We start from the raw sequence: 25695 nt of genomic DNA, 5'->3' as shown, positions 1-25695 counted from the left end.
AATCAATCTAGGTACTATTTTGATTGAAGAAGAAGCTGTAGCTCTGGAAGGAGTCGAAATTACTACCGAACGCTCAACTATTGAACAAAAGATTGATAGAAAAGTAATCAATGTAGGGAAAGATTTAACTACTGCCGGTGCTTCGGCCAGTGATGTTATGAGTAATATTCCTTCGGTAAGTGTTAATCAGGATGGAGAAATATCGCTTCGCGGAAATGAAAATGTTCGTATCCTGGTAGATGGAAAACCAACCAATATTAGTGCTACCGATCTATTACAGCAAATACCATCTACATCAATTAAAACCATAGAATTGATTACCAATCCTTCATCAAAATACAATCCCGAAGGTATGAGTGGGATTATTAATATCATCTTAAAAAAGAGCACCCGTTTAGGTTTTAATGGATCAATAAGCTCTGGAGTAACTTTTGGAGAAAAAGCACGATTCAACAATTCATTAAGCCTAAATTATAGAACAGGAAAAACTAATTTTTACGGTAGTTATGGCAATCGTTTTGGTGAGCAAGTAACAGACGGTACGGTCACTAGAACTGTAGAGCAAACGAATCAATTAACCAAAAATTATAATGGCCGTACATCACATCTATTTAAAGTGGGTGTCGATTATTATATCAATGAGAGAAACACATTTTCTGTGTATACCAATCAAAATTTGTTTAATGCAGATATTGAAGGTAAAAAAGCACTTACTTTTTTTAATGATACTCCTTCAAACTTTGCACAATTTGATGCTATAACAAGGGATAATATAAATTCTACTTATAATATTGATTTTCTACATTCATTTGTAAAAGATGGGCATACAATTGAACTCGAATTAGACTATAATACGCTAGAAAGTGATATTGCCAATGATTTTAAATTTACAGGAAATACACCTGTAAACAATTATGATGAAGTTGTAGATGATAAGCGAAAAAATACTACAATAAACCTGGATTATGTTAATCCATTAACCGATAAATCAACCTTAGAAATTGGAGTAGAAACACGTTTACGACGTACAGATAACTCGTATCAAACAAGTCGTATTGATTTTATGAATTCGGATTTTTCTTATGATAGAGACATTTATTCATTTTATACAACTTTTGGTCAGAGTTTTAATAAATGGCAATATAATATCGGAGTTCGTTTAGAAGATTATAATGTAACTACTCAATTTAATGAAATAGGGGAGCCTCAGGACAATTTTGAAGACCATCTTTTTAATGTATTCCCTTCTGGATTTTTAAAATACACACCCGATGAAGAACAAAAAAACTCGTATCAATTAAGTTTTAGCAGGCGAATAGATAGACCTTCACTAAACCAGATTAACCCTATTCGACAGATTAGCACCCCTCAAATTGTTATTGTTGGTAATCCAAGCTTAACTCCACAGTTTACCAATTCTATTGAACTTAATTATAATAGAAAAATAAACAAAGGAAATATAACGTTTGGCGGTTTTTATAGAAGAATTGAGGACGAGATTAATAGAATAGGTTATTTTGATCAAAACAATCCAACACTACTAGTTCTTGATTACGATAATTTTGACAGTAATGACGCTTATGGAGTTGAATTGTCGACAAGTTACAAACCAACAAAATGGTGGAATTTTAATGCAAGCTTTGATGTATATTCTAGAACACAAAAAGGAATTATTGGTGGGGAAAATGTAAAGGTCAATAATACTTTATTAAATGCAAAGATTAATAATAGTTTTAAAGCTTCTAAAAACTTAACATTTCAGATTTTTACTTTTTATAGTGGCCCACAAAAAATATTACAATATGAATTAAAGGAAAATATTTTTGTAAATGCTGGTGCACGTTACAATTTTGCTAAAGGAAAAGGAACCTTTAGTGTTAATTTTAATGACATTTTTAGAACGCAACGATTTGCTTTTGAAGCGTATAGAACTATAATTCAAGAAGGTGAATTTAAACGAGATAGTCAATCTGTTTATTTTGGACTTTCATACCGTTTTGGTGGAGGAAAAAACAAAAGACTAAAACGAAAAAATCGTGACAAAAACGAAAAAACCGATAAATTCTTATAAAAACTACAAGATTATGAAATTGAAAATACACATGGCATGTATAGCCTGCATACTAGTTAATATAACCCTTGCTCAAAATGGGAAGCTATCAAATAGTAATTCTGCAAAAGTTTTAATAGAAAAAATGGTTTCCAAAACAGGAAGTTATGAATTACTTAAAAAACTGAAAGACGTTGAGTTTACTTATAATTTTTATAATCCCGGGGCTAAAAAAAGCGATATTTCTATAGAGCGTTACATTTTTGATGGAGAAGTGTCGTGGGGACAATATAAGACACATAACGTATTTGTACTTCCTAAGAAGGAAGGAACGGTTACTCAATATTACGAAAGTACTGGTAATTCGTGGATAGCTATAGAAAATACTAAGATGACAGATAAACGAGCATTGCTAAGTTCTAATTTTTTGCGTAAAGCGAACTATTATTGGTTTACCATGATGCCCAAGCTATTAGATACAGGTATTATATATAAACAACTTCCGAATAGAACTCATAATAAGATTAATTACAACATAGTAAAAATTGGTTTTGAAAAAGGAGTCGGTGAAGTTCAGGATGATTTTATCCTATACATTAATCCAACTACTTTTCTTGTAGATAGGTTTTTGTTTACAGTTAAAGGAAGTGGATTGGGGATATCTCTAATGGAGATAGAGTATGAAACCGTTAACGGGTATACTTTTATGGCAAAACGAAAAGTAATTCCAGCAGATTGGGACGGTAATATTAAAGGTAAAGTACTCTACGAACAAACCACCACGAATGTCAAATTTAATAACGGATTTAAAAGGGAATTACTTGCAAAATAAAAATCTTATGTGGTAATGAGTGTAATTTGTATTACAGCAGTGTACCATATTAACTTTCAATATATGTTAATGAATTAGCCAATTCTACCAGTAAAGAGCCTATCACAAAAGTGATAGGCTCTTTAAATTGTGATATGTTGTCTCCCATATGATTTAGTATTTAATATCCAAAATGACATAGTTCATGCACTTATTAAAAGAATGTGTCGTAAATATCTATTAGAAAAGCAGAATTTTATTAGAAAACAGTACCAAACTCAAAATTTTGTAACTTTGTTATACATTATATGACAAGGGATATTATAGACATAAATGACTTTACAATTCTGGTTGAAGAAGCCAAAGTTAATGAACCAACAATAGATTCGTGCTTCTTTGATGAGCCAATAATTGGGGTTGCTTTTTATGGTTCTGGAGATGTTGATTTAAAGGTGAAATATGGTGAAAATCAAAAAGAGTTTAGCTATACAAAAGGATTGACACTTTCATTTTATGCAGACGAAAAGGTGGAATTTATACATTCTGTTTCTGCTACAAAACCCTTAGAATGTTTAGTAATAGCAACATCCCTTAAAACTATAAATAATCTACCAAATCAAGAAGGAGAACTATTTGGTGAAATGCTCGATCAGCTCGTTAACCCTTCAGATCATTATGTAGAAGGGTCAAGTTTTATAATGACTCCAGAAATGCAATCTATAGTGGATTCTTTATTCAATATTCAATACGAAGGAAAAACAAAAATGATGTTTTTTCGTAGCCAAATAACAACATTACTTTCTCATTTTTTTGACCAATTGGCGTCTTTGAAAAATGAAAATATAAAGACTCCCGAACGAGAAAAACTTAATCAAGCTAAGGAAATTTTACTACAAAATATAGATGATCCACCTTCACTTAATGAGATTTCTAAGCAAATTGGATTGAATACTTCTAAATTGAAAAAAGAATTTAAAGCATTTTTTGGTGTTCCAGTATTTAAATACCTTCAAAACGAGCGCCTTACTTTAGCGCACAAAATAATTAGAAATCAAGAAGCCACAGTACAAGAAGCAGCTTGGCATGTTGGCTATAATAGTCTAAGTTCTTTCTCAAATGCCTTCGAAAAAAAGTTTGGATATCGCCCAAGTCAGATTAAATAGCAACTTTTCGAACAAATTATTATCCTTTTAAAACAAATAGTATTTCCCGTTCTACGCCACCTTTGTCGTATCAAGTAAAAGGAAATAAGGATGGAATTATCATTAAAATCTGCAACTCTAATTTTAACCATTTTATTTACCGGAATGTCTGCCGGTCTTTGTTTTATATGGTCAAATACTATCGCTCCGGGAATAGGGAAACTCAACGATATTGGTTTTTTACAATCTTTTAAGGAAATGAATAGAACAATATTAAATCCTCTGTTTTTTGTAGTATTTTTTAGCCCTTTTTTATTAAACCTATTGAACTTGTATTTATTCAAAAATGTTTCAAATACGCTTACATGGTTGTTAATAATGGTCACAGTATGTTACTTTTTTGGAGTAGTATTTATTACCATTTTTGGTAATGTACCCTTAAATGAAATGTTAGACAAAACCGATTTAGCTTCTAGTAGTATAGAAGAATTAAAACACTTACGAGAAAAGTTTGAAGTAAAATGGAATCGTTTTCATTTAATAAGAACACTTGCGTCTATTATTTCATTTCTATTGTTGATTCTTAGCCTTATTCAATCATCTAAAAGTAATATCTAGAATATAAAAATATTGAGGTATGATCTAAAAATGATAATTAATAAATATAAATATGGAAAATAGAAATAACATTTTAGTCATCGGCGGAACTGGAAAAACGGGCCGCAAAGTAGCGCATAAATTAACCGAAACAGGGCATTACGTTAGAATCGGCTCACGAACAGGATCTCCTTCATTTGATTGGGGTAATTCTGAAACATGGTCAGAGTGTATGCAAGGAATGGATAAAGTATACATTACATTTCAACCAGACTTAGCGGTTCCAGGTGCATTAGAAGCTATTGAAGAACTAACAAAACAAGCGAAAAAATGTGGAGTTAAAAAATTGGTATTACTATCAGGAAAAGGAGAGAGAGAGGCCGAACTTTGCGAACAAGTAGTGATACACTCAGGATTAGATTATACTATAGTTAGAGCAAGTTGGTTTAATCAAAATTTTAGTGAAAGTTTTTTCTTAGAGCCTATTCTTGATGGATTTGTTGCTTTACCACAAGCAGAAGCAAAAGTACCTTATGTTGATACAGGCGATATTGCAGATGTGGCTGTTGCTGCGTTATTAAATGAAGAACATAATGGAGAAATTTATCAATTAACAGGACCAAGACAACTTACGTTTAAAGACGTAATCCAAGAGATTTCTGAAGTTACCGGAAGAAATATTTTATTTACACCAATTACTTTACCTAGTTATATTAAGATGCTGAAACAACAGGGGGTACCAGCTGATTTTATCTGGTTGGTGGAATATTTATTCTCTGAAGTTCTAGGAAGCCCTAATAATTCTGAAATCACAAATGATATTGAAAAAGTATTAAAAAGAAAACCGATTGATTTTTCAGAGTATATTTCTAATACAGCTAAGTCTGGAATTTGGCAAAAACACAAAGTTGAAACTAGAAAATAAATTAAATATGCTTTGGAAGAACTTAAACTTTATCCCGAGTACTTCGGGAGCTTATCAAAAGGATAGAGAGCACCAGAATATTGATAAAATGATTCTTAAAGTTTAATTAATGTCATTGATTACCGTATTAGAAAACATTAAATTTAGAGTTGAATTCTATTTAAAAAATATTCTTAAAACCTAAAATTCTGAATTATGAAAAAAGCACTTTTAAATGTAACAGGATCTAAAGAGTTATCTAAAAATGAGCAAAAAAATATTGTCGCAGGCGCAGGCCCAAGTCGTCCATGTGGCGGAGATGGCTCATTCATATATGTAGACGGTGTTAAGGTATGTTGTTATATACCTTGGAGTGGTCATTATATATGCTAACATTTCTTTAATTATGACATTAAAATTCTAATCGAATTTATTTTAGAATATTCAAAGAGATCATCTTTATAGATGGTCTCTTTTTTGTTTATCTGAATACTACCTAAGGTATTCAAAACATAATTTAGTCTGACAGAATTATCATTCCGACAGTTTTTGTGATGATTTTGGTAGTACTTCGTACTGTAATTCTAAAAATCATGTTATGTTTAAAAAATATCCAATTCTTAAATGGATTCTAATTGTCTTTAGCAGTATAATCGTCTTCCTTCTAGTTTTCGGTTGGTGGTTCATGAGTTTATTACCTATAGAAGAAATGGGTACTGATTTGTCTATTACACAAACATTTGATTTACCATATTTATCTGAAGACATCCAGCCTTCACGAGGAAAAATCTTGGCTATAGTGACAAGTACAGCTACTATGGGAAACACTGATAAAAGTACGGGTTATGAGTTAACTGAATTATCACGTGCTTATTACGTTTTTCAAGCTAATGGTTTTGAAGTTGATATTGCCAGTCCGTTGGGAGGAGAACCACCAGTTGTGATTGATGATGATGATATGGGAAAATATGATTTTGCATTTTTAAACGATAGCATTGCTCAACATAAAGTAAAACATACCATTCCGGTAAAAAGTATTAACCCAGATGTATATGAAGCTGTATTTTTTGCAGGAGGAAAAGGGGCAATGTTTGATTTTCCTAAAAATAAGGCTATTCAAAATATTGTACGTAATTTATATCAATCAAATAAGGTGGTTGGCGCAGTATGTCATGGGCCAGCGGCTTTAGTAAATGTAACTCTCGACACTGGCCGCCCGTTGCTAGAAAACAAAAAAGTGAGTAGTTTTACTAATAATGAAGAATTACTACTTATTCCAGATGCCGAAGAAATATTTCCTTTCCTTTTACAGGATAAACTAGTAGCTCAGGGTGCGCGTTTTAATGAGGGAGCCACGTATTTAGAGCATATTAGTTATGATAAAAACTTGGTAACAGGTCAAAACCCTTGGTCTACATGGATATTAGCAGAAACTATGATTTCGGCATTGGGATATACACCAAAGCATAGAGAAATAACAGCCGAAGAAAATGCGATGAAGGTCTTAATTGCATATGAAGAAGGAGGTACTCAGAAAGCCAAAGAATTAATTAAGCAAATATCGACTGTCGAAAATAAACCTCTGGCCAGGCAACTTATTGCTGTACATAGTGTCGTTGCAATCATGAAGGGTAGTATTGGACGGTTTTTTAATCTTATTAGTTTAACATCATATGCAAAAAGTCAATCTAAGAATATATAGAGGTTTACAGAGTGAGCAGTATTTATGTCATATTGAAAGTACAAACTTAATACTAGGTTTGTACTTTCTTTGAATTCTAAATATCCCTACATTTGGAAAAAATAATTCCATTGAGTTTTTTAGATATATTACTTGTAATTATTAGCAGTGCTGGGCTTTTGCATGGGGTATTATTTGCCTTCTATTTAAGTGTTTTCAAAAAGAAAAAAACATTAAGCAATCTTTTACTGGGGTTGATTCTTGTATGTATGGCATTTAGAATAGGTAAATCGATCATGTTAAATTTTGGTGATGGTCTGGAGCCTATATTTATTTTTGTTGGATTAGCATTTCTTTTACTAATTGGGCCACTTTTAAGGTGGTATGTTTTTGGGATGACACGCCCTAATTTCAAATTACCCAAATATTATCTTTTGGAATTCGTTCCATTTGCTTTGATTTTTATCTCCAGTCTTTTTGTGACTAAAGAATGGTACGAAAATAGCAAGCTGGTTATTATCGTTTTTTCGAGCGGTCTTATTTTTATATACCTACATTTTGCTTTTTATATCGCTTTGTCCTGGAGGCTTTTAAAACGAGCAAAGAAGGACTATCGACAAGAGCAACAAACAAAATCTCGTAGCGCAATATTAAATTGGTTACATCTCTTAATTATTGGTTTTGTGGTCATCTGGGGATCTTATGTTTTAAACATATTAGATGAAACAGTACCTTATGTTGTAGGTCCAATATTATATTCTGTAATTATCTATTTTTTAAGCTATAAAGCATTCCAACTTAAAGCTACAGATCTGGATGGCAATGTGTTTAAAACAACCAATAATAACCTTTTATTTGATGAGATTTCAAAATTGGTTATGGATACCAAATTGTATCTCGAACCAGATGTATCTCTTGCAAAACTGAGTATCATGATAGGAAAAACCACACAACTAACATCCTCGGTTATTAATCAATATGCCAAACGAAACTTCAACGATTTTATTAATTATTATCGAATTCAAGACGCTAAGAGAATGCTTTCAGATACAGAAAGTGATAAATATACCATTTCATCAATTGCATTTGATACAGGTTTTAGTAGTCTTTCTTCTTTTAATGGTGCATTTAAGAAATTTGAAGGTATAACACCATCAAAGTATAGAAAAGACCGAGTTTGATTTTTAAAATGGTAGTGTTAAAATAAGCAAACAAATAACCTCTGAAACCGAAGTCCAAAGGTTATCATAAATGATCATTTTTTAGTTGTTATGTATTAAAAACTATGACACTTTACAATTTTGATGATTGTATTGAATCTAATTTCGTTTTAGCAGCTTCATACGTTTTTTTTAGGCTTTCACTGTTTTTATGATGTTTTCCATAGGTATATGCCTTTTCGATAGACTTCATTGTTTTAGTATAAAGGCCATTTTTATAATATAACAAATGCTCGTATTCAGCAAAGTAAATATCATTTTTAGCGTTAGCTCCATAATTCTTTGCGAGCTCCAGATACTCCATTGCTTTTTCGTTCTCACCTTTCATCAGATACATTACAGACATAAATTCATATCCCTTAGGTAAATTAGGAATCAATTCTGTACTCTTTTTATAGCATTTTAAAGCTTTGTCATACTCATTATTATAGTAATATGCCATACCTAAAGACCAAATGGCTGCAGCGTTGTCTGGATACATATCAATAGTTAACTTTTTATAAATAGACAGAATCCTATAAAACGTCTATTAACTCGCCAAGTTTATCTATATCATTTTAAAACATAAATAGCTTTATTCACTTTTGTCGAATAGAAATTTAAAGTTAATGCTTTATAAGACAATTTAAAAAAATGAAAAAACGCAAAACACTTATTTTATTTTTTCTTTTAACCTTTATAATTGGTTATTCTCAAAACAAGACTGAAGAATTAACAACAAAAGAAATTAGAGAAACAATCCATGAAGTTGGAAAAGTAATAAAGGAAAAATACGTATTTCCCGAAATTGCCAATGCAATAGTAGAATTGATTAATAGTAATTTAAGAAATGGTCGTTATAGGAGTTTAAGTAATCCAAAAGAGCTAGCAAAAATTCTTACAAAAGATGTACAATCAATAAATCATGATAAACACTTAAGAGTTTTTTATAATCTTGAAAATCCAAGAGGACAGCAAACAGAAATGAGTGCTGAAGACCGTGAGAAGTTTCTTGAAAAAATGATGGAAATGGAGAAGAGAGATAACTTTACGTTTAAAGAAGTTAAAATCCTCGATGGAAATATCGGATATATAAATTTTAGAGGTTTTCGTAATCCAGAATATGCCAGTGAAACTGTAATTGCTACAATGAATTTTTTAAGTAATACAGATGCTATAATTTTTGATTTAAGAAATAATGGTGGAGGGTATCCGCAGATGGTTCAGTTGTTATCCAGCTATTTTTTTAAGGGTGACGCTATCCATTTAAATACGTTCTATAATAGAATAGACGAAACAAGTGAACAGTTTTGGACCTTACCATATGTTCCTGGAAAAAGATTACCAGATGTACAGTTATATATACTAACTGGTAGTAGTACATTTTCTGCAGCTGAAGAGTTTTCATATAACTTAAAACACTTAAAACGTGCTATGATCATTGGTGAAACTTCTGGTGGAGGAGCACACCCAGGTGAGTCGTTCCAGGTATCAAATAAATTCAAAGTTTGGACACCTACAGGGCGAGCAATTAACCCAATTACGAATTCAAATTGGGAAGGAGTAGGGGTTATTCCTCATATAAAAACTTCTGAAAAAGATGCATTAATATCCGCTCGTTTAAAAGCTTTAGATTCATTAAAAAGCGTTAATACAGATGCTTTTAGAAATGATTTTTATGATTGGCATATGGGTACTTTAAAAGCAGTCCAAACTCCTGTAAATGTTCCTTTGTCCTCTTTAGAAAATTATGTAGGGACGTATGCAGAGCTAAGTATTAGTTTAGAAAACGGCGTGTTATATTACCAAAGTGATGCACCTGACTCAAAGGTTAAGTTAACCCCGATTGATAATTCAACCTTTCAATATGGCGAACTTACAGATGTGAGGATACTATTCTTAAGAACAAATGATCAGGTCGAAGCATTAATGACGAAGAATGTCTATGGTAGATCCGACACGTACACAAAAGATAAAAATTAAACATCTTATGGTAAGCAGCGTCTAAAGTTTTAAATTATAGTAAATAACTTAAAAAGAAATAATCTAAAATGGTTTCTGTTTTCAACTATACAAAGTCATTTTCTCTTTTTCCTGAAATAAGGTTTTGATACAATTTATAAGCACTATAAGCTTAAAAAATCTTCTTCGAAGCTTGAGATGAAATCATGAATATATTTTCTGTTTCTGTTTAATGTTTTAACAACTAGATAATGATTCCGTTTTAATCCATTTTTACTAATTCTCTTAAAAATAATATCATTTGATAGTTTGAACGATTTTAGCTGCCACTTTGGTACACACATGATACCCATATTAGCCTCGATCATTGATAAGGTAATTTCGGTAAATGGAATGGCAGATATCTTCTTAGGATTGATTTTATTAGGTTTCAAAAAATGTTCATATACCGAGACACCTTCCAGAGGAAAGGAATTAATGATTAAATGAACATCAGAAAAATGACTCGCATCCAAATAGTCATAAGAGTTTAGAGGGTTTTCCTGGTGCATTACAGCAAAAATTTCATCGTCATATACTTTAATACTTGTCAATTCTTCAGAAGCTGGTTTTGTAGTCACAATAGCAATATCTATTTCATTAGACAGGACTTGTGATATCGTTTGATATGTTGCTCCTAAAGTTAAATCAATATTAATTTCTGGATATAGAATTCCCATTTTTTGAATAAACTCTGGAATCGCATGAAAAAAAGATTGACACTCTGCACTTAACTTAATAGATCCTCTCGAACCTTCTTTTATATGCTCTATATTACTAAAACTTTCATCTATAGAACTAAAGAGCTTATTCGCAAGTTTATACAGCTCTGTACCTTCATCTGTTAGTTCCCACTTATTTCTACTTCTAAGAAATACTTTAAACCCTAAACGTTCTTCTAAATCTCTCAACTGGTGGCTTAATGCCGACTGAGTAAGAAACAAACGCTCTGAAGAATTAGCAAGATTGCCTTCTTCTGCAATTGTTTTTATAAGTCTAAAATATTTTAGTTCCATAATTCAAAGATACAATAGATTCACCATTGCTGTAGTTGAGAATTCTTCAACTATAACTATAAAATCATTCAATCAACTTTCTGGTATGACAGTACTTACTAAAATAATTTTGGCTCAAATAAATATAGAAACCATGCAAAAATTTATAATTGTATTTTCAATATTTTTTAGTATTCCTATTTAGATTATAACTAGCTATAAAAAAGTCGATTAAGAATTTAACCGACTTTTTTTGTACTATGATGAAAAGTATTAAATTTTATTATTTCAATTTCATACCAGAAAAAATTTCAGTTTCGTTTGGTAATTCAAGTTTGTCGCGTACCACTTGACCTGCCTGAAGGCCTGCAATGATAGCACCTTCATAATATCCTACATTAACACCAAAATTAATCCAATCTCCTGTGATAATAAGATTATCAAAACCAGACTCATTAGCTTTAAGGCGGTATTTGTTAGAGCCGGGTAAGGATAATGTGTATCTATCTGTTGGGTTTACATTAGCTCGAAAAAACTGAGTTTTTAGCCTACTATAGTCCGTATTGGCATTTTTCGAAAAATCATGGATTACACTAAACTTCATTCCTTCGGGGTATTCTAGTGTAGTAGCATTCGGGAAAAACCAACCCATCTTATCTCTTAACCATTGTTCTGAAACACGCATAATACGTTCCAATTGCTCGTGGGGATACTTATGATCAGAGAATGGAGGTATCACTTCTGGATCCAGAAATGATCCTGTATAGTATATTAATACCCCGGGTTCATCATCTTTCCAATCTTCATATGGCATTACCTGCGACATATCTATAAAAGAATATTGAGGATCTGCATAAGTCACCAAGTTAGGTAATGACCCTTCAGGAAACCCCCAATCAGGTAAATTCATACCTAACTCTTTTAACGTAGGCTTAATCCATAATTGCATAGACATGGTAGGGATACTTTTAACGTGATTGTACATATTCTGCCATGCCACATTATTATCAATGATTTCCTTGCAAATACCTTCGTTTCCACCTAAAACATCAATAGGTATGCCTAAAACTACATAATCAAAATCCTTATTCTTTTCTAAGGAAACCTGACCCACATTCTCCCAGCCACACCAGGATTCTTCAAGATCATAATGGCCTTCTTTAAGTGCTTTGGCTTGTTGGTCATCTATTTGATCATAAAGCGGTTCTCCTGGCCATACATCTAGATTTTTGAACTTATAAGTAGGGTTATAGGTACCATTTTTTAAGGTGACTTGTTGCGCCATAGATATTTTTTCTATTTCACCAGAACCAGAGTAATGTACCTGTTCAACTTTATGGAAAAACTTGAATTTTATACCTCTGTTTTTAAGGACCAAATAAATTGGAGTGATCATGGTATCTGCAGTTCCTGCTTTGAATTTCCATACGAAAGATCCTTTATAACCTGCAGAATTTGTTAGAAAATGAAGTCCAACTCCAGCTGCCAGACTACCTTGCTGATCAGACCCTGTGAGATTGTGAAACGTTCCTGTATAAAGAAATCTCACCATAGCAGAACTCAACAATCGTTCACTTGCTCCATGGTTTTTGAGCCATTGACGATAATCCAAGTCATTGATACGCTCGTAATCCAACTCATGAGTTTCTGGGTTATATACATCTTCAAATGTTCCCTTCATATTTACAAGTCCGAATTCTACAAATACGGCTAACCAATAGAAGTATTCGTTGTGATCGGCTATCGAATCAATGAGCTTAGTTACCCATTTAGAAAGTAAGTCGAGTAGCTCCTTGATCATAGAGTGATGCTCTTTTCGTTGCGTATCATTGTGATCCTCATTGGTCAGGTTCTCAACCAATTCTGCTACATAATTCAATAGCTTTTCACCCTCATGTTTAAAGAGTTTGTCCTTTACAAACGCTTCAAATTTAGACTTAAAACTAGCCCAAAGCGGATGATGCTCAGGTGTTTTGATTTCTTTAGCAGATTCAGAAGCCATATTTATTAGACTATCCTTGTTTGGATCTGTACCAAACAAAATTTCGGCAACTAGACCTATTGCTTTGTGAATAATGGCCGAAAAGGGTAGGGGTCCACCTTGACCAGGTATATACTCATTAGATGGAAAAATAATATTCTTTTTGATCCATTGATTTGTCTTAGGATCAAAATGGGTGAGTAATGTAGTATCTTCCCGATCAAAAGCTTCATCCCAGGATTTAAAAGGACTATTGGGCATTAGATTATGTTTTTCACATTCCTTATACGAATCTTGTATCAATCGGAATGCATTTTCATACCATCCCTGAGCAATATGAATACCATGCTCTTGAATCCTTTCGTTTGGGCCTCTACCAGTAGCAGTTTTGCCTCCTAGTCTCCAACCCATTTGATAAATGGTGATATCATAATGATCCTGCCAGTTTTCGTAAGAACTAAGCTCATAAGCAGCCGTGAGCGATGACATACCACTGCCTAGTATGGCAATTTTCTTTTTGTTTTGTGAGTTTTGCATTGATTATTAATTTTAAAGAGTATGAATTTTTTTAGTTGTTAATTTTGTATTGAAATGTGTCGAACTGATTTCACTCTGGCCAATCGGGTAGAGAGGTTTGTTATTTTTGATATACTTCAATACTATTGCAGAGTTGTTCCATTTGGCTGCTTCGGTATATAACTCATCTAAGTGTGGTAGGATGAAAAGCTTATCAAAAATGTCTTCAATCAATCCAGTTAGATTATGTGCACGATGAGTAACGTATTTAATATCTTTTTTTGATAATGGGTAATGACTTGGGTAAAAGGCTTCGATATCTGTTAGTATAGAAACTGCATGCCCTCGTGGGTTACCAAATATTTTACCTAAAACCCCAAAGTTGACACCTTCAACCATTGATTGAGCATACAATACACGATAAAGCACAATATTGACAAAATATTGCTCGTAAATATTTTCTTTATATGCTAAAGAATCTGCGACTTGATAGCCTGATATAATGCTTGAATTATGAGCCCGATACCAAGTACATTCATTGGGTGTATTGATATAATCAAGCCAAAAAGTAACAGGAGCGGGTAGATCCGGAAATGTCTGCCCCGATTCATTAATTAATTGGGCCAGTGTCGCCAAATACAAAAAATGGCTGCTTACTGCTCTCCACCAAGGGCTACCAGGATGTTGTGCATTCATAGGATTGAGCGTTCCTCTTTTTATTTCCCAGTTAATAAATGCTAATTCAGAATTTCCCAGCCCTTCTTTTCCTTTAATGAAAGGTTCTCCGTATTTTTGATAGAATTCATAACGTAATTTATAGCGACCCTGTGGACTATCAGAGACACGAAGTATAATTCCTTCGGCTTTTTCCTTAAGTATTTCAAGTTTGTTCATATATTAGTAAAAAGGTTTATAAACTTACAAGTAAAATTGTTATATACAAGATATTTTTGGAAATTGAAGTAGTATAATTTATAAAATTTCCTTGTCGAGTAAAAAATGATTTCTCAAAACATTAAACATTAAGAATGACAACTTATCTCAAATATTATTTAAGCTTCTTATTGATTATATTTTTGTCTCCTCTTAGTGTATTTTGTCAAACTACTGTTCTTCTTCATGATTTAACAGAATTGCAGGATATTGGAAAGCAAACCCATTATCTTGAAGATGCTTCTCTAGGACTATCTATCGAAGAAATTAGGAATGATAGCTTTGAGACTAAATTTAAAAAGTATACTCAGGAAACCTTGAATTTTTCTAGTACTGCTTCTGCTTACTGGATAAAACTTAGAGTTACTAAGACTATACCGGATAATTTTTACCTTAATGTTGGTTCTGCTTATATTGATTCTATATCGCTCTATGAATTTGATGAGGAAAACAAACTAATTTCTACCAGGCATACAGGTGATGACTTGCCCTTTAATACCAGAGAAATTGAAGTGGGTAATTATCTGTTTGCTCTTGATTTTGATGTAAATAGTACACGAACTTTTTACCTTAGGGTAAAGAGTCACCAACCCTTGTTTTTTCCTCTTCGAGTTGGAACACTACCCAACTTTTTAGATTATGAGCATGATTTAGACTTTCTGCAGGGGATCTATTTTGGGTTTATGCTGTTGATCTTCCTGTACAACCTCTTTTTGTATTTTTCAACTAGAGAGAGAATATATCTCTACTACATTGCATATGTATTTAGTATTACCTGGTTTATGGCTTCAATATTCGGTTACTTCTTCGAATATTTTTGGCCTAATACTCCTTTCATTAATCAAGTTGTGGTCGTTAGTTCTGGATTAACGATGATTACTGCTACTTTATTTACCCAGAAATTTTTAAACACCAAAGAATCTAGTTCTATTATGCACAAGGGATCTATGGTCTTTCTTGTTATAGGTATTTTGGTATGTGCTCTTGTGTTGCTAGGTTTTAAAATTGAAGGCCTGAAATTAGCGCAAGGAGGATTGCTAATCATGGCATCATATTTTCTCCTCTTAGGTATTCGATTTAAGTTAAAAGGATATCGTCCTGCTAAATATTACTTATTAGCCTGGGGAGCCCTTATCATTGGTATTTGTTTTGCCATTCTCGAGTCTTTAAACCTGACTTTTGTGATGACGTACTTAAATGCGATGCAGATTGGCTCTGCCTTAGAAGTCTTACTGCTTTCATTTGCATTAGGTGACCGGATTAATATGTACAAAAAGCAAAAAGAAGATGCACAATTAGAAGCGCTATTAGCAGCCAAAGAAAATGAAAGGTTAATTCAAGAGCAAAATGTAATACTTGAAAAGAAGGTCAAGGAACGAACCGCAGAGGTCGCCATTCGAAATGAAGAACTAGTAAACCTTAACAAGGAAAAGGATATGCTGGTAAATGTAGTTGCTCACGACCTTAGAACCCCTTTGAGCCATATACGATTATTGATACAATTAATTGATGTCACCTCTTTACACTTGACCGATGATCAAAAATCGTATTTAACCGAAATAGACAACTCGGCAGATCGTCTTTCACAGATGATTGGTCGTATCTTAAACATACACGCTTTAGAGACAAATCGGGTCAAACTAAAGAATCAAATTATTGATTTGGTAGAATTGGTTAACTATGTGGTAAGGTGTTTTCATCTTACCGCCGAGGATAAAGAGATTGAAATGATCGCTACATCACAACCAGGGAGTCACTTTGTAGAAGTGGATAAAAATTATATGATCCAGGTATTAGAAAATTTGGTATCTAATGCCATTAAGTTTTCTGAACGAGGAAGTAAAGTGGCTTTACATGTAAAATCGTATGATGAAAGAACATATGTTGTGGTAGAAGATCAAGGGCCTGGTATTAGCGAAGAGGATCAAAAGAAGCTATTTGGTAGATTTCAGAGACTTAGTGCACAGCCTACAGAAGGTGAGGCATCTATTGGGTTAGGATTATCCATCGTGAAAAAATATATCGAATCGATGGATGGCGAAATTCACTGTGAAAGCGAATTAGGTATCGGAACCAAATTTATTATCTCTTTTGAATCTAAAGATCACTTGGAAAAAGCTGAAAATTAATATTCTTTAAAAGTCTCCTAACGAAATCCAAGAATCACAAACTCCACTAATACAATAACAAACTCGTGAACTACATGCTTCTTTAAAAAGATAATGCAATACTTATTGCCTGAAACGACGTGTCTTCTAAGTTTGTCGATGGGATAGGATAGAAGTGGCAACGTGTATGGAATTTATTATGCTAGTAAAATGTACTTGTTTATATAAGATTGTCTAGATAACAAAATCAGTTCATCAAAAATGCTATTAGTTTGTGATTATATCTAATATGAAACGAATAATGAAGTAAAAGAGATAAATCATGATAAATAAAACATCTCCACAAACCTATGCGAGAATATGTGGTATTTTATATTTAATAATTATCATCGCAGGCATATTGGGACAAATCTTAGTCAGAGGTTCGTTGATCACAACTGGTGATGCTGCATCTACTGTTAACAATTTGGCGACATCTTCTTCTCTTTGGCGTGTAGGAATTGCTGGTGATCTTCTTATGCATGTTTTTGATATTCCAGTTATGCTTATTCTTTATGTATTACTAAAACCAGTAAATAAATACCTTGCTATATTGGGAGTTTTATTCAACATGATACAAACAGCAGTTTTGGTAGCAAATAAATCAATCCTTATTATACCATTAATTTTATTGGGAAATCCTGAATATGTTGAGGCTTTTGGAACTATCCAGTTTAATGCTATGATATATTTGCTTACAGAAATACATGATTATGGTTTTATATTAGGGCTTATATTCTTTGGTTTTGCATGCTTAATTTATGGCTATTTAATTTTCTGGTCAGGCTACTTGCCAAAAATACTTGGTATTATGTTGATTGTTGCTGGTCTCAGTTATTTAGCCAATAGTTTCACCCTTATACTAATCCCAAAATATTACGAAATAGTATTCCTTTTTTTAGTGCTTTGTCTAATCGCAGAGCTCTCACTTTCTTTGTGGTTGATATGTAAAGGGGTCAATATTTCGAAATGGAATGTAGTTAGTCTCTCAGGCGAATGATAAAGAAATAAAGTACTAATGTGTCTACCTGTGCTAAACTTATTTCAGTATCATTTTGTTTTGTGTCATTTAACTTCCTAGCCGTATTTTTAGAAGAAAAAAAAAGTTAATGTCTGACATGAATATATCTAAACAAGTCAAGTTTCAAGTAAATATAAGTTTTTAAAACTACTCATGGGTGTAGTGCTACAGTTGTTTATCGATGTTAGTTTTGTATGCAGTAAAACACTAAAAAATAAAATCTCATGGTGAAATTATTATGGACTCTAATTATATATATACTTTTTTGTTTATCAATCGCATTTGGATAAACTACAGTAGATAAATTCATAAAACAATTAAGTTTTCTAATAGAATTTTCGATCTACTCTTTTTTAAATATCGTTTATATTTTATTTAAATGTGTGGCGTTGCTCTTCTGTTGAAGATGCATTTAGTAGTTGGTTAAATGTTCTTATGGTATTAAAATTTTGGGTAATTTCTTCGGATACAGCAATCCCAGAAACACCTGTTTCTAATATGTCTGCAACATCTTCTGTAGTTATACCACCAATACCAATAATTGGTGTTTTAGTTTTTAAGGCTTCCGTAATTGCAGTATAGCCATTTAAACCTAAGCTTAAATCGTCGTTAGTTGTTGTGCTTCTAAAATGCTCTAAACCAATGTAATCCACTTCTTTGCCAATTAATGTTTTGCAATCTTGCAAGGTATTTGCTGTTCCACCAATAATTTGCCAAGTGTATAAATCCTTTCTTATAGTAGGATAGGAATCTATTTTTCCTAAATGCAGACCATCTGCTTTAACCTCTTTTGCTATTTTATAATGATCTTTAATAATTAATCTGGTTTGAAAATGAGATGTGATTTCTCTAGCTTCTTTGGCTAACTTTAAAAACTTTTTTTCTGAAACATTTTTTAAACATAATTGCACTAATTCTATACCAGATGTACACGCTTTTTGGATGTTTTCCAGATGCTCTTTTGAAGAGTTTCCCTGAGATATATAATGTAGTTTTGGTATAATCATATTAAGGCATAGGTTTAAGTAGTGACCGTTTTAGAGTGCTCCATAAAATAAGACTCAAAGCGTTTTAGTTTTGGATGCATTTTTTCTGAGTATATTACATACTGACATTTTTTAATACTTTGAGTAATCGACATTAGAGCCGTGTATGCAAAATTCTGGATTAAAAACTCGGCATCATCTATGCTAAATATTTTTAATTGAGAGGTACTTACTCCATTTAATAAAAACAACTTGTTCATTGACTTGGGCGTAGAAATAAGAATATCTATACCCATAAAAATTTCTGATTTTTGCACATCAACATGAAGCTGTTCGTAACCCACATAAACTCGTAAGGAGTTATGTTTAGTATAGGCCAAAAAAGCATCATATAATTCCAAGGCTCTTTCCTTATTTTCTACAAGAACAACAGCTCTTGGAGTGTTTCCAACTGCCTCACATTTCAATTTTTGTAAAGTAGTAAGTATAAGCGTCGTCGTTTTTCCGCTATCTTTTGATGCTGTGCAATAGACATTAGCACCACTTTTTATTACAGGAATGCTATTACTCTGAAAAGGAGTTGGTGTTACTATTTCTAGATACTCTAGCTTCTCTTGTATGTTGGAATGTAGTTTTTTAAAAGGCATAGGGATTAAAGAGATAACTGTTTGGGATAAAATTTTATAATAATTATGGCAAATATACTACCTAGAAACGAAATAAATGGACGTAATTACTATTTCTATTTTAGTGCTATATATGTTACTTTACTTTAGAAAAACAATAACTTGTTTATTGAAATTTCTTCTCTAATAGTTTTTTATCTAAAATTACTGAAATAATCTTAGTGCAAGACGACATGGTTGCTTAGTGTATAGAAAGGATAGGATAGGAGAGTAGTGTAATGTGTATGAAATTGAAACATATTTTTGTTGTTAAAATTATACAGTGTATATTTATGTCTCTAATTTAGACAATATGAAAGATAAGTGTGCAATAGGCTATGTATTTATGGCCTCAAGTTTAGATGGTTTTGTTGCGAGACAAGACAACTCATTAGACTGGTTAATGAAATATGGCATAGATGAAAATGATAACAGCTTTGAGAAGTTTACTAAAAATATGGATGTATTAGTAATGGGAAGTGGTACGTATAAAACTGTACTTGGTTTTGGCCAATGGCCATATAAGATGCCTGTATATGTTATGAGTAGAACATTAACCCAAGAAAATGTTCCTGAATCATTACAAGCTAGTGTAACAATTAACTCATTAGATCCAAAAAAACTTATGCAGTTTCTTTATGAGGAAGGTCTTAGAAAAGTATATGTAGATGGCGGTAAATTGGTACAATCATTTATTAGTAATGGATTAGTTAGCGAAATCACACTAACACAAATCCCAATTCTCATAGGAAAAGGAAAACGATTATTTGGCGAAATAGAAAGTGATATTGACTTAGAATTAATGAGTTGTAAACCAATGAAATTTGGATTTATACAAAATCATTACAAAGTATTAAATAACGTGAGTTAGATGTAAGACTTTAATTTATAAAAACCATCAAATTGAGACTGAATGGCTTAAATTTTGGTTACATCAAATTCAGGTTAAATAAATAGATATGGCAAATAAGGAATTAGGCAGACCTACAAACGATAAATTAATACTATCAAAAGGTGATATTCTAAAAGAAGCACTTAAGATTCTTGATAAACAAGGAGAAAGTGGACTGTCGTTTAGAAAATTGGCAAAAGCATTTGATGTTACTGCTATGGCTTTAAAGCATCACGTTGGCTCGCGTCAAGAGATAGTTAAAAGCCTTATTGAAATTGTTTATAAGGATGTGAATGATATTTCTAAAACTAACGACTATAAAGAAGCAATAAGAGAGTTATTAGGAAACTATTGTAATTGTGTATTTAAACATCCTAATGTCTCAAAATTATTGTTATCAGACCATTCATTAATTAATCAGGAATTAATTGACCTTACCAATTCTATTAGAAAATATGCTATTACATTAGTGAACGATGAAAATGAAGGTATTCTGTTTGCAGATGTGATTATAGATTATACTCATGGTTTTGCCTTGGCAGCAGCATCCCAAAATGAAAAAACGGATTTAGGAATACTAACCATAAATGACTTTTACAAAGGAATAGATTGGATCCTTGGAAGAGTTTAATAAAAACACTATAATTTATCTAGCATGAAAAAACAAATACTATTTCTACTGCTTATAAATTCATTTTTAGGATTAAACGCCCAAAGCAATAATGATATGCTAATCAATCAAACATTTATTTCTATGATTGGATCTGTATGTGAAGAAACTCCTGATGATAACCCTTGTGCAGGTTTAGAGATTTTTTTAATTCTTAATTTTAAAGAAGACAATGTTTCAATAATAGAAAAAGAAGTTTCTAGCTGTGGTATAGAAAACATAACTTCTATGTTAGATTATAAGTGGAAATTAATCCAAAATCATGAAATTAAAATAGATAATGATCCAAAGGAAATAGAATATGATTTTTTAAAAAACCTGGTAATTAAAGTAGAACAGGGAAAAGTTACTGGGTATATAAAAAGAGGAAATAAAATAACTGATAAAATTGAATTTAAGAAAATCAATATCAAATGAAAAAACATTGCTTAACAAGAATCCTGGTAAAAAAAGTCTTTCTTTTAGCAATAGTGAGCATGTGCAATATCTTAATAGGATCTGCTCAAAATAACAATGCTTTAAGAGTGAGTTTGAAATTATTACAAACTCCGCCAGAATTCCAATTTTCAATGGATAGCACTGGGTTTTCAAAACTTGCAAAACCACAATTCTATTCAGCGATCGCAGATACCGATGTAATTAATATTAATCCCAGGAATATACATTTTGTAGATTTTAATAATGATGGAAACAAAGACATTATTTATCAAGATACGCAGCATTATCTTGCAACAATCTTATTTGTAAATAAGGACAATGATTTTAAAGAAACATGGAGTGGCCCAGGAAAATTAGTGGAAGTTAAACAAGGAGAAGAAACTATTATTTATGTGCTAAAAAACGCTATAGGTTGTGATTACTCTTCACAATTAATTGAACTTATTGTTCATAACGATAACACCATTACTCAAAGCTCGATAACCTATCATTACAATACAACAATTAGGGACACGAATACGGTACTAAAACAGAAAAAAATATCAGGAATATTAAGAACACAACCCATTTTAGATAATAAAGATAAAGTAGACTCATGTAGTGGAGATTTGATAAATGGCAATCAATTAAAAACGATAGAAAACAAAATAGTAACGATTATTAAAAAACAAAAAAACTGGTTATTAGTAATATATAAGGAGAAAGACAACAGTAGTATAGGTTGGATTAGAAATTAATTAAACTACATGGTAAGAATCCAAAAAAAATATTTCTCCAGGTAAGGGATTAACTATCAGTATGTCTGGTAATTATGCTGCTAGGAGCTATTGGTAAATCTAAAAATTTTCTTTGGTTTTGTATGGTTTACGCAGCTATGGATATAACTCGGTTTTTAAACTAGAGATACAATTATAAGCTCTATAATAATTTGTTCATAGTTGCATAAGAAATAGCTTCATAAATATTAGCAACACCTAATTTTTCAAAAAGTTTTTTTCTATGAAATTTTACTGTGTCTGGAGAAATGTAAATTTTTTCTGAAATTTCATTTATAGCATAACCTCTAATAGAGTATTGTAGTATTTCTTTTTCTCTGGTAGAGAGTTCAATTTTTTTCAAAGTTTTCCAACAATCGGTCTCTAAATCATAAGTGATTTTTTTTGTACCGTCTTTTTTAGTAATGATAATGTTACCCGAATTTTGCTGTGTAGACAGCGATACAAAACAAATTGCTTTCCATATTTTGCCGCTTTCTGTTAAAAATAGAGGAGTTAATTTTTGGTTAATTAAAATGATTTTGCCTTCTTCATTTTTTAAATGAAAATCATACGATATACTATATTCTTTTCGCTCTTCAAGAGGTATTTTTTCATAAAAATCAAAACCAATAGTATTTATTTTTAACAGTAATTCCAAATCTTTCTCGGGTACATATTTAAAATAAAAATCATACCCCATTTCTTTAACTTCTATAGCAGAATTCCCACATAAAAATAACGGATTGTCTGATACGTATTCAAATCCTTTTGTCTCATAATCAATTACATATACGCTATTATGTGTAGTTCTTGTAAAAGCTTCTATGGCTTCGAGGTAATTTGCTGTTTGATTGATATCCTTATCTGTAAGATTTCCAACCGTATTTTTAAAAGAAAAAAAAGAATTAGTGTCAGCCATAAATATTTAAATAGATCCTACGACAAATATAAGTTTTTAAAAACTACTCTTGAGTGTAGCTATAAATTCCTAAATAAATACTAAGCAAATAGTACTTTTTTTGAAACTACTCTTGAGTGTAGCTTAAGAACATATAGATACACTTAGTTTTGGCAGTAGAAAACAAAATTAATAACAAGGAAAAATTGGTATCCTAACCCATTGTGTATTTAGGAAAATATTCTGAAAAAGCGTCAATTTCGAGTGTTTTGTTGTAATGACCTCTCGACTGTGCTCGAGATGATGTGTGAAGACAAAATGTATCAAGAGTAGCTTTTTTAAATCAACAATCCTATTCTGGATACACCATTCGTACCCCACACGGTACTCGAATTGACGGATTTTGATTAAAAAAATACCTAAATGCACAATAGGTTATCCTACTTCTTTTACATTCTAACTAAACAATAATCATGAAAAAAATACTTTTTATACTAAATGTATTACTGTTTCTTCAATTGTCAGCACAAGAAACTTTAAGTTCTGCTCAATGGCAGGAAGATCTTCGATTTTTGCAAAATACCATACATAAAGACTATTCGTTTCTTTTTGTAAAAACAACAAAAGAAGATTTTGATACCGAATTGGAAACATTATACAATGACATTCCTAATCTACAAGAACACGAAATTATTGTTGGGATTTCTCGACTCGTGTCTTTATTCAAATACGGGCATACCTATGTTAGTTTTCATCAAGAACCTTTTGAATTTTCACAATTTCCTTTCAATTTATATGAATTTAATGATGGAATTTATATTCAGGGAACGCACAAGAACTACCCAGAAGCAGTTGGAACAAAAGTCATAGCAATAGAAGGGAAGCCAATTTCAGAGGTTCTAAAAGCAATTGAACCGACAGTAGAAGTAGAGAATTCGCAATATTTCAAAGCCTACGGAATTAATAATATACGATATCCTGAAGTCTTACATGCCCAAAAACTAACAAAAACCCTTCAAAATAAGGTAGCACTTACGTTAGAAAAAAATGGAAAAGTATTTACACAATCCTTTACTGCTATGGGAAAAGGAGAAAGTGTGCCCACACACCGTGGCTATGTACATCAAAATGAAAATTGGTTAGATGCAAGAGATCAATCAACAACACCTTTATATTTACAACACCTAGATAAGGTTTACTTCTCAGAATACTTAGCCAAAGAAAAGGCGATGTATATTAGACATAGTAGAATTAGAGATGAAGCCGAAGAAAGTACCAAAGATTTTTACACCCGTGTTTTTGATGAAATAAAAACTAATGATACCGAAAAATTAATTATTGATTTGCGTCTAAATGGTGGTGGAAATAACTATTTAAATAAGGATGTTATAAAAGGTCTTATTAAAGCTGAAAAGATAAATAAAATAGGAAAGCTATATGTTATTATTGGAAAACGAACCTTTTCTGCTTGCCAAAACCTCGTTAATGAAATAGATAATTATACCAATGTCATTTTTGTGGGAGAACCTACAGCAGAAAATATCAATTTTTGGGGTGATAACCGCCCTGTAAAGTTACCTAACAGTACCATTGATATTTCTTTATCGTATTTATGGTGGCAAGATAAGCCAGCTTTAGAAAATGCAGATTGGATAGCCCCTAGTATTCCTGTTACCATGAGTTTTGATGAGTATGCTAACAATCAAGACCCTGTATTAGAAGCAGTATTAACTTTTAATGCACAGGATTTTAAACCTAAGCCAATGGATTATGTCATAAGTTTGTATTTATCTGGGCAAACACAAAAATTAGCTGAAGAACTTCCTAAAATGATCCAAGACCCACGTTATGCGTTTTGTGATTTTGAGAAAGAGCTAATCAAACTAGGAAACATTTTATTACAAAGTGGTCGAGTACCACAAATTCAGGCTTCCATTCAAGTATTTTCTATGGTTTTAGAGTTATTTCCAAATTCAGCAAACGCTTATAAATATCTAGGGGAATCGTATATTGCAACGGGAGAAACTCAAAATGCAAAAGAAGTACTCAAAAAGGCTATTTCTTTAGATACTGATGGAGAAATTGGCAAAGCTGCTAAAGAGATGCTTAACGAGATTGATTGATGATAAAACATTAAGAAAATCCCTAAATGTAACAAGTGTATAAAATATTATTTCTGTACACTTGTTATATTTTATATCTAAAAAAATTACAACGAACATTAATTTGATATAATATCTATCGATATAATACTCTGGCGTGCACTTATATCTGATATTATATCAAATATGAGGTATCCTGAGCTTGTTGCCGAAGGGATAGAAGAGTAGTAGAATGTGTATGGAAAGTGATTAGTTGTTATATAATTTATTAATATTACTTGGCTCTAGTTTATATTTGCGTTGATATT

At 31.9% G+C, this 25695-nt stretch carries 23 protein-coding genes; 16 read left to right on the top strand and 7 right to left on the bottom strand.

What is annotated here, in order from left to right:
- The first annotated feature begins 19 nt into the window (after nucleotides 1-19).
- The 8 genes from Z054_RS27995 (at nucleotide 20) to Z054_RS0106960 (ending at nucleotide 8366) form a co-directional block, all read left to right on the top strand.
- The gene (locus Z054_RS27995; protein ID WP_051473691.1) at nucleotides 20-2071 is read left to right on the top strand and encodes an outer membrane beta-barrel family protein; all 2052 of its coding nucleotides are present in this window, start codon (nucleotides 20-22) and stop codon (nucleotides 2069-2071) included.
- 13 nt (nucleotides 2072-2084) lie between these two features.
- Nucleotides 2085-2882, top strand: coding sequence for a DUF6503 family protein (locus Z054_RS0106995; RefSeq protein ID WP_152538485.1), 798 nt, complete (start codon nucleotides 2085-2087; stop codon nucleotides 2880-2882).
- A 287-nt stretch (nucleotides 2883-3169) separates the two neighbouring features.
- Entirely contained in the window at nucleotides 3170-4024 is an 855-nt protein-coding gene (locus tag Z054_RS0106990) for a helix-turn-helix transcriptional regulator (protein ID WP_024769366.1), read from the top strand.
- Nucleotides 4025-4114: 90 nt separating this feature from the next.
- A complete protein-coding gene (locus Z054_RS0106985; RefSeq protein ID WP_024769365.1) occupies nucleotides 4115-4621 on the top strand; it encodes an anthrone oxygenase family protein in 507 nt (168 codons plus the stop codon).
- 52 nt (nucleotides 4622-4673) lie between these two features.
- Nucleotides 4674-5525: an SDR family oxidoreductase gene (locus Z054_RS0106980; protein WP_024769364.1), complete on the top strand. Its 852-nt coding sequence runs from the start codon at nucleotides 4674-4676 to the stop codon at nucleotides 5523-5525.
- Nucleotides 5526-5720: 195 nt separating this feature from the next.
- Nucleotides 5721-5897, top strand: a complete 177-nt coding sequence (locus Z054_RS31590) for a hypothetical protein (RefSeq protein WP_161635249.1) — start codon at nucleotides 5721-5723, stop codon at nucleotides 5895-5897.
- Nucleotides 5898-6102: 205 nt separating this feature from the next.
- Entirely contained in the window at nucleotides 6103-7206 is a 1104-nt protein-coding gene (locus Z054_RS0106965; RefSeq protein WP_024769363.1) for a type 1 glutamine amidotransferase domain-containing protein, read from the top strand.
- 92 nt (nucleotides 7207-7298) lie between these two features.
- The gene (locus tag Z054_RS0106960) at nucleotides 7299-8366 is read left to right on the top strand and encodes an AraC family transcriptional regulator (RefSeq protein ID WP_024769362.1); all 1068 of its coding nucleotides are present in this window, start codon (nucleotides 7299-7301) and stop codon (nucleotides 8364-8366) included.
- Between the two features lie 112 nt (nucleotides 8367-8478).
- On the opposite strand, the gene Z054_RS0106955 is transcribed toward Z054_RS0106960, so the two are convergent.
- Nucleotides 8479-8886, bottom strand: a complete 408-nt coding sequence (locus Z054_RS0106955; protein ID WP_024769361.1) for a tetratricopeptide repeat protein — start codon at nucleotides 8884-8886, stop codon at nucleotides 8479-8481.
- A 152-nt stretch (nucleotides 8887-9038) separates the two neighbouring features.
- Between Z054_RS0106955 and Z054_RS27990 the strand changes: the two genes are divergently transcribed.
- Entirely contained in the window at nucleotides 9039-10367 is a 1329-nt protein-coding gene (locus Z054_RS27990) for a S41 family peptidase (RefSeq protein WP_024769360.1), read from the top strand.
- Nucleotides 10368-10510: 143 nt separating this feature from the next.
- Here the strand turns inward: Z054_RS27990 and Z054_RS0106945 are convergent, their stop codons facing one another.
- The 3 genes from Z054_RS0106945 to Z054_RS29955 form a co-directional block, all read right to left on the bottom strand.
- Nucleotides 10511-11401 (bottom strand): LysR family transcriptional regulator, encoded by an 891-nt coding sequence (locus Z054_RS0106945; RefSeq protein ID WP_024769359.1) that lies wholly within the window; start codon nucleotides 11399-11401, stop codon nucleotides 10511-10513.
- 262 nt (nucleotides 11402-11663) lie between these two features.
- The gene (locus Z054_RS0106940) at nucleotides 11664-13898 is read right to left on the bottom strand and encodes an NAD(P)-binding protein (RefSeq protein WP_024769358.1); all 2235 of its coding nucleotides are present in this window, start codon (nucleotides 13896-13898) and stop codon (nucleotides 11664-11666) included.
- Nucleotides 13899-13910: 12 nt separating this feature from the next.
- Nucleotides 13911-14771 carry a hypothetical protein gene (locus tag Z054_RS29955; RefSeq protein ID WP_024769357.1) on the bottom strand — a complete coding sequence of 287 codons (861 nt, stop codon included), beginning with the start codon at nucleotides 14769-14771 and terminating at the stop codon, nucleotides 13911-13913.
- Nucleotides 14772-14905: 134 nt separating this feature from the next.
- Here Z054_RS29955 and Z054_RS0106930 point away from each other — a divergent pair, with 134 nt between their 5' ends.
- Both Z054_RS0106930 and Z054_RS0106925 read left to right on the top strand, forming a co-directional pair.
- Complete coding sequence (locus Z054_RS0106930) at nucleotides 14906-16939, top strand: sensor histidine kinase (RefSeq protein ID WP_084050153.1); 2034 nt, start codon at nucleotides 14906-14908, stop codon at nucleotides 16937-16939.
- Nucleotides 16940-17240: 301 nt separating this feature from the next.
- Nucleotides 17241-17957 carry a DUF4386 domain-containing protein gene (locus Z054_RS0106925; protein WP_024769355.1) on the top strand — a complete coding sequence of 239 codons (717 nt, stop codon included), beginning with the start codon at nucleotides 17241-17243 and terminating at the stop codon, nucleotides 17955-17957.
- A gap of 392 nt (nucleotides 17958-18349) precedes the next feature.
- Here Z054_RS0106925 and Z054_RS0106920 read toward each other — a convergent pair whose 3' ends face one another.
- Nucleotides 18350-18985: a thiamine phosphate synthase gene (locus tag Z054_RS0106920; RefSeq protein ID WP_035090923.1), complete on the bottom strand. Its 636-nt coding sequence runs from the start codon at nucleotides 18983-18985 to the stop codon at nucleotides 18350-18352.
- Between the two features lie 14 nt (nucleotides 18986-18999).
- The gene (locus tag Z054_RS0106915; protein WP_024769353.1) at nucleotides 19000-19611 is read right to left on the bottom strand and encodes a DEAD/DEAH box helicase; all 612 of its coding nucleotides are present in this window, start codon (nucleotides 19609-19611) and stop codon (nucleotides 19000-19002) included.
- 331 nt (nucleotides 19612-19942) lie between these two features.
- Between Z054_RS0106915 and Z054_RS0106910 the strand changes: the two genes are divergently transcribed.
- The 4 genes from Z054_RS0106910 to Z054_RS0106895 all read left to right on the top strand — a co-directional run bounded on the left by Z054_RS0106910 (nucleotide 19943) and on the right by Z054_RS0106895 (nucleotide 22366).
- On the top strand, nucleotides 19943-20500 hold the full coding sequence (locus tag Z054_RS0106910; protein WP_024769352.1) for a dihydrofolate reductase family protein: 558 nt from the start codon (nucleotides 19943-19945) through the stop codon (nucleotides 20498-20500).
- 88 nt (nucleotides 20501-20588) lie between these two features.
- The gene (locus Z054_RS0106905) at nucleotides 20589-21152 is read left to right on the top strand and encodes a TetR/AcrR family transcriptional regulator (RefSeq protein ID WP_024769351.1); all 564 of its coding nucleotides are present in this window, start codon (nucleotides 20589-20591) and stop codon (nucleotides 21150-21152) included.
- Between the two features lie 24 nt (nucleotides 21153-21176).
- A complete protein-coding gene (locus tag Z054_RS0106900) occupies nucleotides 21177-21608 on the top strand; it encodes a hypothetical protein (protein ID WP_024769350.1) in 432 nt (143 codons plus the stop codon).
- On the top strand, nucleotides 21605-22366 hold the full coding sequence (locus Z054_RS0106895) for a hypothetical protein (RefSeq protein WP_152538484.1): 762 nt from the start codon (nucleotides 21605-21607) through the stop codon (nucleotides 22364-22366). The genes Z054_RS0106900 and Z054_RS0106895 overlap by 4 nt, the downstream gene beginning before the upstream one ends.
- A gap of 181 nt (nucleotides 22367-22547) precedes the next feature.
- Here Z054_RS0106895 and Z054_RS0106890 read toward each other — a convergent pair whose 3' ends face one another.
- Nucleotides 22548-23306, bottom strand: a complete 759-nt coding sequence (locus Z054_RS0106890) for a response regulator transcription factor (RefSeq protein ID WP_024769348.1) — start codon at nucleotides 23304-23306, stop codon at nucleotides 22548-22550.
- Nucleotides 23307-23758: 452 nt separating this feature from the next.
- Here Z054_RS0106890 and Z054_RS0106885 point away from each other — a divergent pair, with 452 nt between their 5' ends.
- Nucleotides 23759-25408 (top strand): S41 family peptidase, encoded by a 1650-nt coding sequence (locus tag Z054_RS0106885; protein WP_024769347.1) that lies wholly within the window; start codon nucleotides 23759-23761, stop codon nucleotides 25406-25408.
- Nucleotides 25409-25695 lie beyond the last annotated feature (287 nt).

This window comes from Aquimarina macrocephali JAMB N27 (assembly GCF_000520995.1).
Classification (GTDB): Bacteria; Bacteroidota; Bacteroidia; order Flavobacteriales; family Flavobacteriaceae; genus Aquimarina; species Aquimarina macrocephali.
This window is presented reverse-complemented; position numbering and strand designations above follow the sequence as displayed.